Here is a 14,577-nt window from a genome sequence, read left to right as displayed (position 1 = left end):
TCAGTGCGGTAGCCGAACCGCACGCTCGCAGCCATGTGCCGATGATGCGGGGCTTTCACGCGCCGAGATCACCGGGCAGCCCCGGAAGGTAAAGGAAAGGTATTGCCAGTCCCAAAAATGAAAGTTACTGTCATAAGACACTAACTACCATTTAAGAGAGGCTGTCATGTCGGCCCTGCTCTATCGAATCGGGCGGTTCAGCTATCGCGCCCGACGGCTCGTAGTTCTGTTCTGGGTGCTGCTCCTGACCGCTCTGGGCGTGGGGGCGGCGACCCTCGCCGAGCCCTCCGCGACGTCCTTGAGCCTGCCCGGAACCGAATCCCAAGAGGCTTTCGATCTACTGGAGGAGCGGTTCTCCGAACTACCCCTCGACGGCGGAACCGCCCTGATCGTGTTCAGCGCCGTTGACGGCGCGGTGACCGATCCCGAGCCGCGGCGGCAGATCACCGAGGTGGTGCAGGAGGCAGCCGGGGCGGCCGAGGTCGCGGCGGTGAAGGGCCCGTTCGAAAGCGGGCTGATCTCGGAGGATCAGCGGGTCGCCGTCGCCGAGGTGACCTATGCGGTGTCGTTCGAGACGGTGCGCGAATCGAGCCGCCAGGAACTGATGGATCTGGTCGAGCGCAGCGGCTCGGCCGATATGCGCGTCGCGGTGGGCGGGGACGTCATGGAGTTGATGCCCGATGTGAGCAAGGAACTCATCGGGTTGCTCATCGCCGCCGTGGTGCTCGTGGTGACCCTGGGATCACTGGTCGCGGCGGGGATGTCGCTGATCGCGGGGGTTACGGGCGTCGCGGTCGGACTGCTGGGCATCCTCACGGCCACTGCCTTCATGGACCTGGGGGTCACGACGCCGATCCTCGCGCTGATGCTCGGGCTCGCGGTCGGTATCGACTACGCGCTGTTCATCGTCTCCCGCTACACCCACGAACTGACCCGCGACCCCGACCCCGAAGAGGCCATCGGGCGCGCGGTGGCCACCGCGGGATCGGCGGTGCTATTCGCGGGCTCGACAGTGGTGATCGCGCTGACCGGCCTCGCCGTGGTCGGTATCGGGCTGCTCACCGAGATGGGTATCGCGGCGGCGGTCACGGTGGCGATCGCGGTGCTGGTGGCGGTGACCCTGCTGCCGGCTCTCCTCGGGTTCGCCGGAATACGGGTGCTGCGCCGTAGTGCGCGGCGGCAGAGGGCAGGCGACGGCGAGACCGGTGGTCGCACGTTCGCGCAGCGCTGGGCGGCGCTGACCACCGGGCGGCCGGTGGCGACCCTGATCGTCGCGCTGATCGGTATCGGCGTGCTGGCCCTTCCCGCATTGGATCTGCGCCTGGGCGTCCCCGATCAGGGCACCTATCCCGAACACACCACCCAGCGCCAGGCCTATGACGCCATCGCGGCGGGCTTCGGTCCGGGATTCAACGGACCGCTGCTGGTGGTCGTCGATCTGACGGACACCCGGGATCACCGCGACGCGGCGCAGCGGGTCCACACCGAACTGGCCGGCACGGACGGGGTGGCGACGGCCGCACCGCCGGAATTCAACCCGGCCGGTGATACCGCGATCATCGCGGTCATCCCGCGCGGCGGACCCGACAGCGAAGAAACCGAGCAATTGGTGCAGACGCTGCGCGGCGAGATCGCCGGTACTGCCGACGGGTTCGGCGCGCGGATCGCCGTCACCGGAACCGCCGCCATCATCATCGATTTCAGCGACCGGATGGCGCAGGCGCTGTGGACCTACCTCCTGGTGGTGATCGGCCTGTCGTTCGTCCTGCTCATGGCCGTATTCCGCTCGGTTGTCGTCCCACTCAAAGCGACCCTGGGGTTCCTGCTCAGCCTGGGCGCGACCTTCGGCGTCATGGTGGCAACCTTCCAGTGGGGCTGGCTGGAATGGCTGGGGATCCACACCACCGACGTGGTGGTGAGCATGCTGCCGATCTTCATCATCGGCGTGGTGTTCGGGCTGGCCATGGACTACGAGGTTTTCCTGGTGACCCGGATGCGGGAGGAATACGTGCACGGCGCGAAGGCCACCGCGGCGATCCGGGCCGGGTTCGGTCACGGCGCGCGCGTGGTCGCGGCCGCCGCGATCATCATGGTGAGCGTGTTCGCCGGGTTCAGCACCGGCGATGCCAGCGATATCGTGCAGATCGGCGTGGCGCTGGCGGCCGCTGTCGCCGTCGACGCCTTCGTGGTGCGGATGACCATCGTGCCCGCTGTGCTCGCACTGGTCGGGGACAAGGCGTGGTGGCTGCCGAAATGGCTGGACCGGATACTGCCGGACCTGGACGTCGAAGGCCGCAACCTCCCGGCTGCGCGCAGGGATACCGGTGGAGAGCCCGAACCGGCCGCGGTTGTCGAGCCGGTAGAGGGTTCGGCAAGATGAGTTCATGAGTACCGGTGGCCTGCGAGAACTCAAGAAGAAGCGCACGCGTGAAGCCATCCAGGATCACGCGCTGCGCCTCTACCGGGAGCAGGGGTACGCCAACACCACGCTGGAGGAAGTAGCGGCGGCAGCGGAGGTTTCGCCGAGCACGCTGTTCCGCTACTTCCCCAGCAAACCGGATACGGTCCTGTTCGACCGGGTGGACCCGATCTTCCTGGAGAAATTCCTCGCCGAACCCGCCGAACTACCTCTGCTCGAGGCCGCGCGCAACGCTCTGCTCGCGGTCCTCGCGACCGCGGATGTCGATATGGCCGCGGTGGAGACGACCCGGATGAAACTGATCGCCACCGTGCCGGAACTGCGCGCCTCGGTGGCGGCCAAGGTCGAGACGGATCTGCCGCCGTTCCTCGCGGCCGTCGCCCGGCGAACCGGCCGGGAACCGGATGATCCGCATGTCCGGTACTGGATCGGAGCGGTGGCCGGGGTCGCGGTGATGGCCTACCTCCGCGCGGTCGACAACGACGGGGACATCTACGCCGTCGTCAACGAGGCACTGGAATTCCTGGAAAACGGGCTGCCGCTGTGAGATCACCTCGCCAGTAGTTGTTCGCTCAGCTCCCACAGCCGCCGCGCCGACTCCGGATCGACGGCATGCGGTACGACGGTCGCGGGCGGGTTCGGTTCGGTGCCGAAATCGATGGGTTCCGGATTCGCGTCGAGCGGTGAGATGTCGTTGTCCTCGAGATGCCCGGAACACGGTGCGGCCCGGCACAACGGCAACGGATGCCGGGCGGGTTCAACCGTCCAGTGAACCGGTCGCCTCGATATCGATGAAGGGACCGAGGGAAAGCTTCCCCCGCCGCCCGGCTTCGATATGCACGGCGAGCGGACCGCGCGCGGGATAGTCGCTCTCGGTGAGAAACCAGATCCGGTCGATATCGGCGACGATGAACAACCCGTCGTGACCACCGGTCGGCGCGAACTGCGTCAACTGGGGCGGGAAAGGCGGGAGGCCGAAGGAGTCGCGCAGGTCGGCGGCCGCGCGCCCGACATCCGCCACCCCGAGGCCGACCTCACTGATCGAGAACAGCGACGGCCGCTCCCCGTTCCCGGCGGGGATTCCGGCGTCGGCCCGGCGGGCGATGAGCTCCAGCACGATGCCCTCGGGCCCGCGAAAATAGAGCGACCGCGAATCCCAGCCCGCCGGGCCCTCGATGATCTCCGACCCGTTCAGCCGCAGCAGCTCGACCCTGCCCTCCAGCCAGCGCCGGGCGGTCTCGAAATCGTGGGGCGAGATTCCGAACGCGAGGTGATGGACGCCGGCGAAGGGTTCGCCCTCGGTGACCACCAGGCGACCGGTGCCGATCTCGACGGAAACCCTGCCCGGCGTGGTGGATACCGGCAGTTGCAAGACATCGCGGTAGAAGTCGGCGACGCTGTCGAGATCCGTCGCGGTGATGGCTACTTCCCGGATTTTCATGGTGCACATCCATTCGGTTCGGAGGTACCACCGACGCTAAGACCTGAACTTTGGTTGAGATCAAGGAGCGTCGATGGGATCTCCGACAGGCACCGCCCGGCGGATCGCAAGAGCCCGGGTCGCGCTGTCACGGGCTCACACGAACGCGCGCCCCTGCTCCCGGTCCAGTGCCGTTTCGGTCTTGTTCTTCAGGACGAAGAGGTAGACGTACAGCGATACCGCGATCACGACGGTCACGTACACGATGAACCACGTGACGTGTCCCCCGTTCTTCGCCGCCTGGTAGATCATCGGCGCGGTACCCCCGAAGGCGGAATTGGCCAGGGCGTAACCGACACCGACACCCAGGGCGCGGATATGGGACGGGAACAGTTCGGCTTTCACGATGGCGTTGATCGAGGTGTAGCCGGTGAGCAGGATGTAGCCGATGCAGGTCACCAGCAGGGTTGCCGCCACCGATGTCGTGTCCTGGAGGTAGCTGATCAGGAACCAGGTGTAGGCGACACCGCCGATCCCGAAGAACACCAGTACCGGTTTGCGGCCGACCTTATCGCTGATCAGACCGCCGATCGGCTGCAGCAGCATGAGGAAGATCAAACCCGTGAGGTTGATCCAGGTGGCGGTCATACCACGACCCTCGAACGCCGTCTTGACCATGGCCGGGGCATTGACGCTGTAGGTGTAGAAGGCGAGGGTGCCGCCCATGGTGACCAGGAAGCACACCAGCAGCGGACGCCAGTAGTCGCGCACGAGTACCCGCAGGGAGCCGGATTCGGTGTCCTCACCGCGCCGGACGGCGTCGAGTTGTTCCTCGGTGAGCGATTCGTCCATGCTGCGGCGCAGCCAGAACACGACCACCGCCGCGACACCACCGATGAAGAAGGCGATCCGCCAGCCGAAGTCGGAGATCTCCTGTTTGTCCAGGAACAGCTGCAGCACCAGCAGGGTGAGCTGGGCGAGCACATGACCACCCACGAGAGTGACGTACTGGAACGACGAGAAGAACCCGCGCCGTTCCTTCGTGGCGGCCTCGGACATATAGGTGGCCGACGCGCCGTACTCGCCGCCGGTCGCGAATCCCTGCACCAGCCTGCACAGGATGAGGACCACCGCCGCGCCGACGCCGATCACTTCCCGTCCCGGCACCAGCGCGATCACCAGTGAACACGCGGCCATGAGCGAAACACTGAAGGTGAGCGCGGCGCGGCGGCCGTGGCGGTCGGCGTAGCGGCCGAAGAACCACGAGCCGACCGGGCGCATGAGGAAGGTGACCGCGAAGATCGCGTACACGTAGAGGGTGGAATTCTTGTCCGCCGAATCGAAGAAGTGGCTTTCGAAGTACGAGGCGAACACGGTGTAGACGTAGACGTCGTACCACTCGACGAGATTGCCCGACGATCCGCGCAGCGTATTCAGTACGGCGCGACGTGTTGTCGCCGATGGCGCCGCCGCCGGGGCGGCCGTCTCCTGCTTGCCCGGGCCGCCTGTGCCCTCGGTCGTGGTATCCGACATTCGCGATTCCTCCCGTTCACCGGTGCGCGGAGGGTGCGGCGGCATGGCCGCCACACCGCTCCACGCCCCAGTTTGCAGGCCCGGCGCCCGATCCGTACCGGTATCCGAGTTAAGTACCGGGGTCGGAGCAGGCCGCGGCATCCCGCCGAGCCGGACGGCTAGCGCGGCGGGGCGAGTTCGCGCATGGCCCGGCAGATGGTTTCGTGCACCACCGACTCCTCGGTAACCTCGTCGGGATCCCAGGTGGGCTCGGGGGCGCCCTCGATCGCGGGTCCGAACAGCCACCACACATTGCTCCATGGATCGACGAACCGGGCCAGCGACGAACCGCCGTAGAAGGGCGCGGTCCCGGTGATGATCCGGGCACCGTGCGCCTGCGCCCGGCGCAGGATCTCATCACAATCGGTGACGTTGACCTGCAGCAATGCGGGTGTGAACGGCCAGTCCGGTTTGGAGTCCACCACCATCAGGCAGGAATCGCCGATTCGCACCTCGGCGTGGATCAGCAGGCCGTCGGTGTCGACGGCGTGGGCCTCGGGGTTCTCCTGCCCGTCGAATACGGAGTCCAGGAATTCGATGAAGGCGCGCGCGCCGCCGGAGCCTTTCACCGCGGCGAAAGCGTTGAGGCTGCCGTAGCCGCCGGTGAGATCGGAGAGGGGACGGATCAGCGGTGAGGTGGTCATGGGCCGAGCATGACAGCGATTGTGGCCAGTATCGGTCCGCAATCAAAGGGGGGTTCCGGTCAGCCGGTGACGATGGGCACGACGTAGGTCCGGGCGAACTGGTCCAGGTCTTCATCCGAGTTCAGCGGCACCAGACCGGACGGGCAGAGGATGAACGAATGCACCAGGCGGCACACCACTTCCGCGCGGGTCAGCAGATCGGCCGGTTCGGCGAGCAGCCCGGAATCCGCCGCGCGGCACAGAGCGGTGTGGGCGGCGGCGACCGACATGGCGAATACCGGACCGCCCTCGATGGTGAGTTTCTCCAGGATCCGCTCGGGTTCCACGGTGAGCATGCGTTTCACCAGGATGTGCTCGCGCCAGCGGGCGATAACCGTGACGAAGATATCGGCGACAAGATCGTCGAGGCTGTTGTGCCGGGTGGAGATGGCGTCGACCTCGGTGAGTACCGCTGCCACTTCCCGGCTCACGACCGCCTGGACGACATCGTCGCGGGAACCGACTCGGCGGTATACGGTGACGCGGTCGACGCCGGCCTGCCGGGCGATATCTTCGATGGTCGTCTTCTTGACGCCGAACTCGCTGAATCTGATCAACGCCGCGTCCAGAATGCGAGCTTCGATACCGTCCTGCAGTCCGGGGGACGATGGGTACGCGGCGGACATGAGGTAACGCTAGCAAGTACCGCGTGAGCACAAACACCTATCGGGCACTCGCAATATTGCAACATTGCTATTAATTATGTTGCCATGTAGATTCGCCGGATGGTGCAGACCAGCCAAGCAGTCGCTTGTTCCCTTCTGGTGTGTCGTCCGGCCCGACTAGCGGCGGACTGCTGATGGGCACCCAGGTGCCGCCTCGCGGCCTGCAGATCATCGGCGCGGCCGTGGACGCCTGCCGTTCGATATTCGTCGCCCACCGGCCCGCCGCACTGCTGCCACGACCGAAGACGATCTGGCACAGCGGGTTCAACCTCCGGCTCGTGGTCGCGGCGGTACAGCGGGAAGCGGCGGACGTGGTGGGTGTGGTGCTGGTCGACCCCGACGGCGACCCGCTGCCCGCCTGGCTTCCCGGCGCGCACCTGGACCTCTTCCTGCCCTCGGGGCGGCAGCGGCAGTATTCGCTGTGCGGCGACCCACACGACCGCTCCGCCTACCGGATCGCCGTCCGGCTCGACCCGCACGGCGCCGGCGGCTCCATCGAAATCCACGAAGACCTGCGCAGCGGCGATACGGTCCGGGTGTTCGGTCCCCGGCACACGTTCCCGTTCGTGGACGTACCCGAATACCTGTTCGTCGCCGGGGGTATGGGCATCACCGCGCTGCTGCCGATGGTGCAGGCGGCGGGCCGCCGCGGCACGCTCGTCTACACCGGCCGCACCCGCGCATCGATGCCCTTCATCAACCGCCTCCCCGGCGCCCTCGTCCGGCCCGACGACGAATTCGGCGCCCCGGATATGGATGAAGTGCTCGCCCGGGCGAATCCCGGTACCGCGGTGTACGTCTGCGGCCCCGCTCCGATGGTGGAAGCCGCCGCCCGGGCGCTACCGCGGGCAAACCCCACCTGCACCCTGCATACGGAACGCTATCCCGCAGCCCGGATCACGGCGACGCATTCGGCGCGCCCCCGGCATACGCACCGCCCCACGCAGACCCGGCAGTCGGCCTGAGGCCCGAACCGGCCCCTCCCGCGAAGAAGCCCCGCACCCGGATCTCCGGATCCGGGGCTCCGAAGAATGGCCCACGCCCGTGGATCGACTCCCAGAACTTCGGAGCGAGATCGCGATCAGGCCGTTTGCCATAGTCAAGGTGACAGACGACGACTTTCCCCACCCGATCCAAGACTGGAGTCGGTGAACCAGCGGTCACCGTTGCCCCCTCACGATGTACGCGGCAGAGACCTCGACTCCCGCTTCGCCAGCTCTCGCGCTTCCGCCCGGTACGTGTACTGCCACATCTGCCGTGAACTCGGCCACGGGGGCTTCGAGAATCCTCTCGCACGAAGGCCGGTCAACGATCTGCGGCGCTGCTGCCCGGATCGTCCCGGGTATCCACTCGGTCGAGGGCAATGTCGATCAGCTGGTTGTTCAGCCCGTATTCGCCCAGGACCGAACGCAGCCGGTCCACATCCAAGGCGTGCAAGAGACTTTTCGTGGGCAGCTTTGCAGGGCCGGGATCGAGCGCGGTGTCGTCGCAATAATCCATCCACTCCACATATCGGGGATATCCGGGATAGCGCGCTGCGCAGAACGACTCGTACGCCACATCGTCGACCGGACCCCAGGTGTCATAGTCGTCCTGATCCTCTTCCTCGGCCAGCAGGCCCGACTCCAAAGCGGCGACGAGGGTATCGAGCCACGCCTCCAGGGAAGGAAAGAGGATATCGCGGCGCTCGTCTTTACAGTGGAAACAGACGATCTGTCCGGGTTCGCCGTCGAAGGCGCCCTGAAGGTCGATGACCAAGTAGTCGCCGAAGATATTCTGTAGGAACGGGACCCAATCCGTACCCCACAGATCGGCGTAATCGTCGTTGGCGACCAGATCGGCGTAGATGTCGAGGGCGTCGGCGATACTGTCGGCCGACATGAGACGCCACCCTGACTCCAGGGCGCCGTGGTAGTAGTAATCCTGCCCGTTCCTCCAGGTGAGCAGTTCGCGGAGGAGCGGTGGAAGTTCGGCATCGACCCGTTCGGCGATCTCTTCGACATCCGCGACCGCCGCAGTGGGTGCAAGAGCAGCGTAGTAGGCGGGCCGGGTCGCGGCCAGCCACTGATCGAGTCGGGTCAGAAGCGGGTGCACGGCACCGAACCTACTGGAGTGCGAACCGTCTCGCGCTCCGGCGATTCCGAGCAGGTGCGGTTGATGAAAAGGCCGATCGCCGCGTCAACATCCGGGCTGAATCCGGCGTATCGCGCGATGGCTCAGCGCTGGCTGGGACATGATTGCGTCGAATGATGTTGAAGGGGAAAGGTATGCGTAGACGTGGTCAGTACGTTGGTGACAGCGGCGGCGGCGCTCATAGGCGTTCTTGTCGGCGGTTGGATCACTATCCGCAACCAAGATCGGCAGTGGCAGCGTGAACATGCCCGGCAGTGGCGAGACATTCGACTGTCGACCTACGCGGAGTTCGTTTCCGCGTACCGCGAGTACGTCGCATTCGCGCTCGAACCTACTGCAAACATCGTGGTGCGGCCGCACCCGCGAGTTCCTGAGTTGATGCCCTTCTTCGACGGAGCAGGGCGTCCGTACAAGGAGCGGTTGGAAGCTGCGATGGCGTCGATGCGGCTCGTTTGCGAGTCGGATGCGAGCAGGCTCTCTTCATCGAGAGTGGTTTCAGCCGTCCGCCAGATCGCGGCTGCGCGGTCTACGACCTCCGCAGATGCTGTAGATCCAGCGCTGTTCGCGGAACTCTATGCCGCACAGTACGAGTTCATCAACACCGCTCGCGCTGAGATTGGCCTCACAGCGCTCACAAGCAACCCGCTGTTGACAGGTGAAGTAGAAGGGGAAGGGGTGCACCCGCCGGAAATCCGGCGATAAGCAGCCGGTCGCGGGGCCAGGCGGGGCCAGGCTATTGAGATCGAGTTGGGTAACCCGCCCACCGGAGCCTTCCGTCCCCACTCCGAAGGTTCTGGAAAACGATCTTGGGTTCAATCGGTTGACGGACACTCGAACCTGGGTGTCGCCGCGCTCCCTCCGGGCTCCTACGCCGGTTCGTCGCCTATGAGGTGAAGCCGCCGGGCCAAGTCGGAGGCGAACACTCGTTGCGGGTCGGCCTCGTCGCGGATGCGGCGCCATTCGTCGAGCCGGGGGTACATGGCGCGGATCATCTGCGGGGTGGTGCGTGAATCCTTCGCGAAGTACAGGCGCCCCCCGGCGTCGAGAACACGCTCGTCGAGATCGTCGCAGAAATCCGCGAGCCCGGGGGTGATGGGAAAGTCGAGACTGAGCATGAAGCCGGGATGCGGCCACGACAGCGGCGCCGCATTGCTCGGACCCATGCGTTTGAACACGTTGAGGAACGAGCGGTGGCCCGAGTGGGCGATCGCGCGGACCGCTGCGGCCAGTTGCTGTTCGGCGCCGAACGGCATGGAGAACTGGTACTGCAGGAAACCGCGGCGGCCGTAGGCGCGATTCCACTCCCCGAGCAGGTCCAGGGGGTGATAGAACTGCGTCAGGTTCTGGATCCGGCCGCGCGCCCGCTTCGGATACACCCGGTAGGCGGCTTCGGCGGCGACACGGACGGTGAGGTTGTTGACCATGCCGCTCGGGAACACATCCGGCACGGTGAACAGCTGCGGCGCGTCGAAGCGCAGCGGGTCCCGGCGCAGTTTCGCCGGCAACTGGTCGAGGCGGGCCAGCGAGCCACGGCTGAACCCGGCCCGGCCCAGGCGGGAATCGGTGCTGATGGTGTCGGGCACCGACATCGAGTACTCGTAACCGTCGTCGGATCCGCCGGTGAGCAGCTCCATCGTCTCGTCCAGCGAGGTGGTGCGGTCGTTGTCGACGATGAAGTACGCCGTTTCGGTGCGTTTCATCCGCACCCGCGCCCGGACCACGATGCCGGTCAACCCCATCCCGCCGACCGTGGCCCAGAACAGTGCCGCGTCCGGTCCCTCGGGAGTGAGGGTGCGCAGTGATCCGTCCGCGGTGAGCAGGTCCATCGACAGCACGTGATTGCCGAAGCTGCCGTGCGAGTGGTGGTTCTTACCGTGGATATCGGAGCCGATCGCCCCACCCACGGTGACCTGGCGGGTGCCCGGCAGCACCGGAACCCACAACCCGTGTGGCAGAACCGCGCGCATCAGCGCGTCCAGGCTCACCCCGGCATCGACATCGACCACCCCGGTATCGGGATCGATATCGCGGATCCGGTCGAACACGGTCATATCCACGACCACACCGCCGCCGTTCTGCGCCGGATCCCCATAGCTGCGGCCGAGCCCCCGGGCGATCACACCACGCGGTCCGGCTTCCTTCACCGCCCGGGCCACCGCGTCGATATCGGCCGTGGACACCACCCGCGCCACCGACGGCGCTGTCCGGCCCCACCCCGCCAACTCTCGTCGCTCGCTCACCGATCCCCCACGCACTGAAGTCATTCCGTCACCGTAGCGCCAACGGCGAACAGCATCCCCATCGTCCCGACCTCACGTGATGGACCCGAACAGGAAGTGTTCATGAAAGGGGTACTACTGGGCGAAATATCGGATCAATCTATCGCTGACCAGCGATTATTTTGAGACCACCTGTCCGATGGTGCATCGAATTATCAACATCGACCGCGGTCGGCGGCGAGGATCTGTTCGACGAGGATATAGGCATGGCCGGCGTGGCGTTGCCCCACTGGCCAGGGCTGGACGAGGCGGTTCACTGGCTGATCGGCAGACGATGCGCCCGGACGCTGCGTGGCTTGCCGTCCGGCATCAGGACATCAACGCTGCGGCGTCGGCACTGGATCGCCGACGCGCAGAAACGGCATAAAAAAGCCCCCCACCTGACGATTCAAGTGAGGGGCGTAAGCGGTGGCGGAGGGATTTGAACCCTCGGAGGGGGGTTACCCCTCACACGCTTTCGAGGCGTGCTCCTTAGGCCGCTCGGACACGCCACCGCCCACGACAATACCGGAATCGCCTTTTATCGCTAAATCGGGCCTCCGACCTGCCGATCTGCGGTTCGGACCCGCCGGTCGGCGCGGCACACCCGAGCGCTCAGCGCTGGGACCGGAAGAAATCGTCGAGGACCGCCGCGCATTCGTGCTCCAGGATCCCGCCCCGCACCTGGGGCCGATGATTGAGACGCCGATCACGCACCACATCCCACAGCGACCCCACCGCTCCGGTTTTGGGCTCCCACGCACCGAAGAGCAGCCGGTCCACCCGGGCCGCCACCAGTGCGCCGGCACACATGGTGCACGGTTCCAGGGTTACCGCCAGAGTGGTGCCGGTGAGGCGCCAGCCGTCGCCGTGCACGGCCGCGGCGCGGCGCAACGCCAGTACCTCCGCATGCGCCGTGGGGTCGCCGGTGGCCTCCCGTGCGTTGGTGGCGCGGGCCAGCTCCCGGCCGGCGGCGTCGAACACCACCGCCCCCACCGGTACATCCCGCGGGTCGGCGGTGGCGGCGACGGCCAGCGCCGTGCGCACCATATCGGTATCGGTGAGCGGGACGCTCACCTCAGCGGGGCAGTTTGTCGAGCACCGCGGAGAACTCGGAGGCGAAACCCAGGCGCTGGGCGATCATCGAGAGCTGCTCGTCGGGGTAGAGGTCGGTTTCGGCGAGGATCACGCTGAACACCGGTTCCGGCAGGCCCATATCCGCGAGGATGCCGAGATCGCCCTCTTCGTACGGATCGATATCGTCGAGTTCGTCGGGGTCGATATCGGGGATCTCGATATGCAATTCCTCGAGGACATCGGCGGCGATGTCGTAATCGATCGCCGCGGTGGCGTCCGAGATCAGCAGCCGGGTGCCGCTGGGTGCGGGCCGGACCACGATGAAGAACTCGTCGTCGATATCGAGTAGCCCGAATACCGCACCGGAGGACCGCAGATCCTTGAGTTCGCTCTCCGCGGCGGACAAGGTGGTGAGCGCGGCCGCGGTCAGCGGGCTGCATCGCCACGTGCCGTCTTCCCGGACTACGGCCACCGCGAAGCCTTCTACGTCGTCGTAATCATCCGACGCCGCCCCGTTCGTGCCCGAGCGCTGTGCTGCCATGGGCGCAACGGTAGTCGGCCCGGGGCAGTTAGATGAAGTCGTATGCGAATCTGTTCCGGTGACTGCTGACGGCCATACGGCGCTCTGCGTTCTCGGGACGGGTTTGATCGGCGGATCGCTGCTGCGTGCGGCGACCGCGGCGGGCCGCGCTGCCTGGGGTTACAACCGGTCGGCGCCGGGCGTGGCGGCGGCGCGCGCGTCCGGTTTCGATGTCACCGGCGACCTCCCGGCCGCCTTGGGTCGCGCCACCGATTCCGACGCCCTCATCGTCGTGGCCGTACCCATGCCGGCCGTCGATCCGATGCTCGACGCGATCGCCACGCACGCGCCGGATTGCGGACTGACCGATGTGGTGAGTGTGAAGGCTCCGGTCGCCGCGGCGGTGCGGCGATTCGGGCTGGAGCAGCGCTACGTGGGTGGCCACCCGATGGCCGGGACTTCCGAATCCGGCTGGCAGGCGACCGATCCGGAGCTTTTCCGGGGGGCCGCCTGGGCGGTCGGCGTGGACGCGGGTACCGACCCGCACACCTGGACCAGGGTGACCCGGCTGGCGCTGGACTGCGGATCGGTCGCGGTACCGGTGATCGCCTCCGAACACGACCGCGCGGTCGCGCGGATCTCGCATCTCCCGCATGTGCTGGCCGAGGCGCTGGCGGTGGCCGGGGCGCGCGGCGGGGACCTCGCGCTCGGGCTGGCGGCGGGTTCGTTCCGCGACGGCACCCGGGTCGCGGGCACCGCCCCCGATCTGGTGCGCGCGATATGCGAACCCAATTCCGATGCCCTGCTGGCGGTGCTGGACGAAACGCTGACCGCGCTGACCGAGGCCCGGGCGGCGCTGGATACATCCACCTCGCTGGACGACCTCACCGCCGCCGGATATGCGGCACGGCGGCGTTACGAGACCGCCGAACGCTGGGAGATCGGCGATATCGAACCCGGCGCCGAGGGCTGGCTGGAGCGGCTGCAGGAAGCGGGCCGGGCGGGCGGAGTCATCACCCGCCTGTGAACGCGGTTCAGACCCGCTCGGCCAGGCCCGGATAGTCGAGGACGAAACCGTCGCGGTCCACGGTCAGGGTGGCACTGGATACCGGCGAGAGCACGCTGATGCCGTCCCCGGCGCTGCTGTAGGTGAGATCGGCTTCCCGCACCGTGAGATCGGGCAATCCGACGTACACGACCGGCACCTGCACATCCTCCATGGCGTGCTGGAGTCCGAAACGGCGGATCGGCAGGGTGTTGAAGAACGGGCTGAGCACCACGTCGGCGTCCCGCGCGCCTCCGAAGGTGGACCGGATATGGGTGCCGGTGGCATCGACGAGCCAGTAGTTCTCCTCGTCGCGGGCGATCGAGGCGTGCCGTTCCCCGGCGGCCGTGGTGCTGCGCAGCGAGAGCCGCCGGGTCGCACCGTTCTCGTCGGTGACCAGATCGTAGGAGGCGCTGAACGCGGGATGCTCGCCGCAGCCCACGCCGATGATCCGGCCGCTCGCGCGGATCCTGTTGCCGTTCAGTGTTACGCGGACCGATTCCATACGCGAGTGGTCGAAGGCACGCCAGGTGAGGACCGCCGGCCACCGCACCGGCGCGGGCGCGGTGTCCGGACCAGGAGTTTCGTCACTCGTTTGCGTCACGTGTCCACCGTACGCAACACCTCGTGCCGCGGCGGCCAGGCGGGCGGCCGCGCCCGCGCATACCCGGACCGCCCGCCGAACCCGGCCGCGGCGGCGGTACTGCTACTGCTGCCGGTGCTGGACGCTGTCACCGGCCACGGTGTGCCGGTCTCGGCCCTGGTCCGGGCAGTAGTGGTCGCCG

16 protein-coding genes and 1 tRNA gene are annotated in these 14,577 nt (G+C 66.8%); 6 read left to right on the top strand and 11 right to left on the bottom strand.

Annotation, left to right across the window (positions count from 1 at the left end):
- The first annotated feature begins 166 nt into the window (after positions 1-166).
- Together AB0F41_RS26700 and AB0F41_RS26695 are read left to right on the top strand one after the other, a co-directional pair.
- The gene (locus AB0F41_RS26700; protein WP_357428424.1) at positions 167-2,380 is read left to right on the top strand and encodes an MMPL family transporter; all 2,214 of its coding nucleotides are present in this window, start codon (positions 167-169) and stop codon (positions 2,378-2,380) included.
- A 4-nt stretch (positions 2,381-2,384) separates the two neighbouring features.
- Positions 2,385-2,966 carry a TetR family transcriptional regulator gene (locus AB0F41_RS26695; RefSeq protein WP_357428422.1) on the top strand — a complete coding sequence of 194 codons (582 nt, stop codon included), beginning with the start codon at positions 2,385-2,387 and terminating at the stop codon, positions 2,964-2,966.
- 2 nt (positions 2,967-2,968) lie between these two features.
- On the opposite strand, the gene AB0F41_RS26690 is transcribed toward AB0F41_RS26695, so the two are convergent.
- The 5 genes from AB0F41_RS26690 to AB0F41_RS26670 form a co-directional block, all read right to left on the bottom strand.
- Positions 2,969-3,154 carry a hypothetical protein gene (locus AB0F41_RS26690; protein WP_357428420.1) on the bottom strand — a complete coding sequence of 62 codons (186 nt, stop codon included), beginning with the start codon at positions 3,152-3,154 and terminating at the stop codon, positions 2,969-2,971.
- A gap of 22 nt (positions 3,155-3,176) precedes the next feature.
- On the bottom strand, positions 3,177-3,860 hold the full coding sequence (locus tag AB0F41_RS26685; RefSeq protein WP_357428418.1) for a hypothetical protein: 684 nt from the start codon (positions 3,858-3,860) through the stop codon (positions 3,177-3,179).
- Between the two features lie 135 nt (positions 3,861-3,995).
- Positions 3,996-5,372, bottom strand: a complete 1,377-nt coding sequence (locus AB0F41_RS26680) for an MFS transporter (RefSeq protein WP_357428416.1) — start codon at positions 5,370-5,372, stop codon at positions 3,996-3,998.
- 158 nt (positions 5,373-5,530) lie between these two features.
- Positions 5,531-6,055: a bleomycin resistance protein gene (locus AB0F41_RS26675; RefSeq protein WP_357428414.1), complete on the bottom strand. Its 525-nt coding sequence runs from the start codon at positions 6,053-6,055 to the stop codon at positions 5,531-5,533.
- Between the two features lie 59 nt (positions 6,056-6,114).
- Positions 6,115-6,720 carry a TetR/AcrR family transcriptional regulator gene (locus AB0F41_RS26670; protein WP_357428412.1) on the bottom strand — a complete coding sequence of 202 codons (606 nt, stop codon included), beginning with the start codon at positions 6,718-6,720 and terminating at the stop codon, positions 6,115-6,117.
- A 173-nt stretch (positions 6,721-6,893) separates the two neighbouring features.
- Between AB0F41_RS26670 and AB0F41_RS26665 the strand changes: the two genes are divergently transcribed.
- Positions 6,894-7,724, top strand: a complete 831-nt coding sequence (locus tag AB0F41_RS26665) for a ferredoxin reductase (RefSeq protein WP_357428410.1) — start codon at positions 6,894-6,896, stop codon at positions 7,722-7,724.
- A gap of 340 nt (positions 7,725-8,064) precedes the next feature.
- Here the strand turns inward: AB0F41_RS26665 and AB0F41_RS26660 are convergent, their stop codons facing one another.
- Positions 8,065-8,853, bottom strand: a complete 789-nt coding sequence (locus AB0F41_RS26660; protein WP_357428408.1) for an SMI1/KNR4 family protein — start codon at positions 8,851-8,853, stop codon at positions 8,065-8,067.
- A 183-nt stretch (positions 8,854-9,036) separates the two neighbouring features.
- Between AB0F41_RS26660 and AB0F41_RS26655 the strand changes: the two genes are divergently transcribed.
- Positions 9,037-9,594: a hypothetical protein gene (locus AB0F41_RS26655; protein WP_357428406.1), complete on the top strand. Its 558-nt coding sequence runs from the start codon at positions 9,037-9,039 to the stop codon at positions 9,592-9,594.
- A 164-nt stretch (positions 9,595-9,758) separates the two neighbouring features.
- Here AB0F41_RS26655 and AB0F41_RS26650 read toward each other — a convergent pair whose 3' ends face one another.
- The 4 genes from AB0F41_RS26650 to AB0F41_RS26635 form a co-directional block, all read right to left on the bottom strand.
- Positions 9,759-11,156, bottom strand: a complete 1,398-nt coding sequence (locus AB0F41_RS26650; RefSeq protein WP_357428404.1) for an FAD-binding oxidoreductase — start codon at positions 11,154-11,156, stop codon at positions 9,759-9,761.
- Positions 11,157-11,577: 421 nt separating this feature from the next.
- Positions 11,578-11,665, bottom strand: a tRNA-Ser gene (locus tag AB0F41_RS26645).
- A 100-nt stretch (positions 11,666-11,765) separates the two neighbouring features.
- Positions 11,766-12,200 carry a nucleoside deaminase gene (locus AB0F41_RS26640; RefSeq protein WP_357428458.1) on the bottom strand — a complete coding sequence of 145 codons (435 nt, stop codon included), beginning with the start codon at positions 12,198-12,200 and terminating at the stop codon, positions 11,766-11,768.
- A gap of 28 nt (positions 12,201-12,228) precedes the next feature.
- Complete coding sequence (locus tag AB0F41_RS26635; RefSeq protein ID WP_357428402.1) at positions 12,229-12,768, bottom strand: tRNA adenosine deaminase-associated protein; 540 nt, start codon at positions 12,766-12,768, stop codon at positions 12,229-12,231.
- Positions 12,769-12,826: 58 nt separating this feature from the next.
- Here AB0F41_RS26635 and AB0F41_RS26630 point away from each other — a divergent pair, with 58 nt between their 5' ends.
- Positions 12,827-13,774, top strand: a complete 948-nt coding sequence (locus AB0F41_RS26630) for a prephenate dehydrogenase (protein ID WP_357428400.1) — start codon at positions 12,827-12,829, stop codon at positions 13,772-13,774.
- A gap of 7 nt (positions 13,775-13,781) precedes the next feature.
- Here AB0F41_RS26630 and AB0F41_RS26625 read toward each other — a convergent pair whose 3' ends face one another.
- On the bottom strand, positions 13,782-14,396 hold the full coding sequence (locus AB0F41_RS26625) for a putative glycolipid-binding domain-containing protein (RefSeq protein WP_357428398.1): 615 nt from the start codon (positions 14,394-14,396) through the stop codon (positions 13,782-13,784).
- Here AB0F41_RS26625 and AB0F41_RS26620 point away from each other — a divergent pair.
- The coding region (locus tag AB0F41_RS26620; RefSeq protein ID WP_357428397.1) for a hypothetical protein at positions 14,397-14,577 on the top strand (181 nt) is incomplete at its 3' end.

This window comes from Nocardia sp. NPDC024068 (assembly GCF_040638875.1).
Classification (GTDB): Bacteria; Actinomycetota; Actinomycetes; order Mycobacteriales; family Mycobacteriaceae; genus Nocardia.
The sequence above is the reverse complement of the archived record's forward strand: the minus strand, read 5'-3'. Positions and strand labels throughout refer to the sequence as shown.

Excerpts from the sequence above, each read along its gene's own strand:
- AB0F41_RS26700 (WP_357428424.1), top strand. The coding sequence starts at position 167 with ATGTCGGCCCTGCTCTATCGAATCGGGCGGTTCAGCTATCGCGCCCGA.
- AB0F41_RS26670 (WP_357428412.1), bottom strand. The coding sequence starts at position 6,720 with ATGTCCGCCGCGTACCCATCGTCCCCCGGACTGCAGGACGGTATCGAA.
- AB0F41_RS26680 (WP_357428416.1), bottom strand. The coding sequence starts at position 5,372 with ATGTCGGATACCACGACCGAGGGCACAGGCGGCCCGGGCAAGCAGGAG.
- AB0F41_RS26675 (WP_357428414.1), bottom strand. The coding sequence starts at position 6,055 with ATGACCACCTCACCGCTGATCCGTCCCCTCTCCGATCTCACCGGCGGC.
- AB0F41_RS26650 (WP_357428404.1), bottom strand. The coding sequence starts at position 11,156 with ATGACTTCAGTGCGTGGGGGATCGGTGAGCGAGCGACGAGAGTTGGCG.
- AB0F41_RS26640 (WP_357428458.1), bottom strand. The coding sequence starts at position 12,200 with ATGGTGCGCACGGCGCTGGCCGTCGCCGCCACCGCCGACCCGCGGGAT.
- AB0F41_RS26635 (WP_357428402.1), bottom strand. The coding sequence starts at position 12,768 with ATGGCAGCACAGCGCTCGGGCACGAACGGGGCGGCGTCGGATGATTAC.
- AB0F41_RS26685 (WP_357428418.1), bottom strand. The coding sequence starts at position 3,860 with ATGAAAATCCGGGAAGTAGCCATCACCGCGACGGATCTCGACAGCGTC.
- AB0F41_RS26695 (WP_357428422.1), top strand. The coding sequence starts at position 2,385 with ATGAGTACCGGTGGCCTGCGAGAACTCAAGAAGAAGCGCACGCGTGAA.
- AB0F41_RS26665 (WP_357428410.1), top strand. The coding sequence starts at position 6,894 with ATGGGCACCCAGGTGCCGCCTCGCGGCCTGCAGATCATCGGCGCGGCC.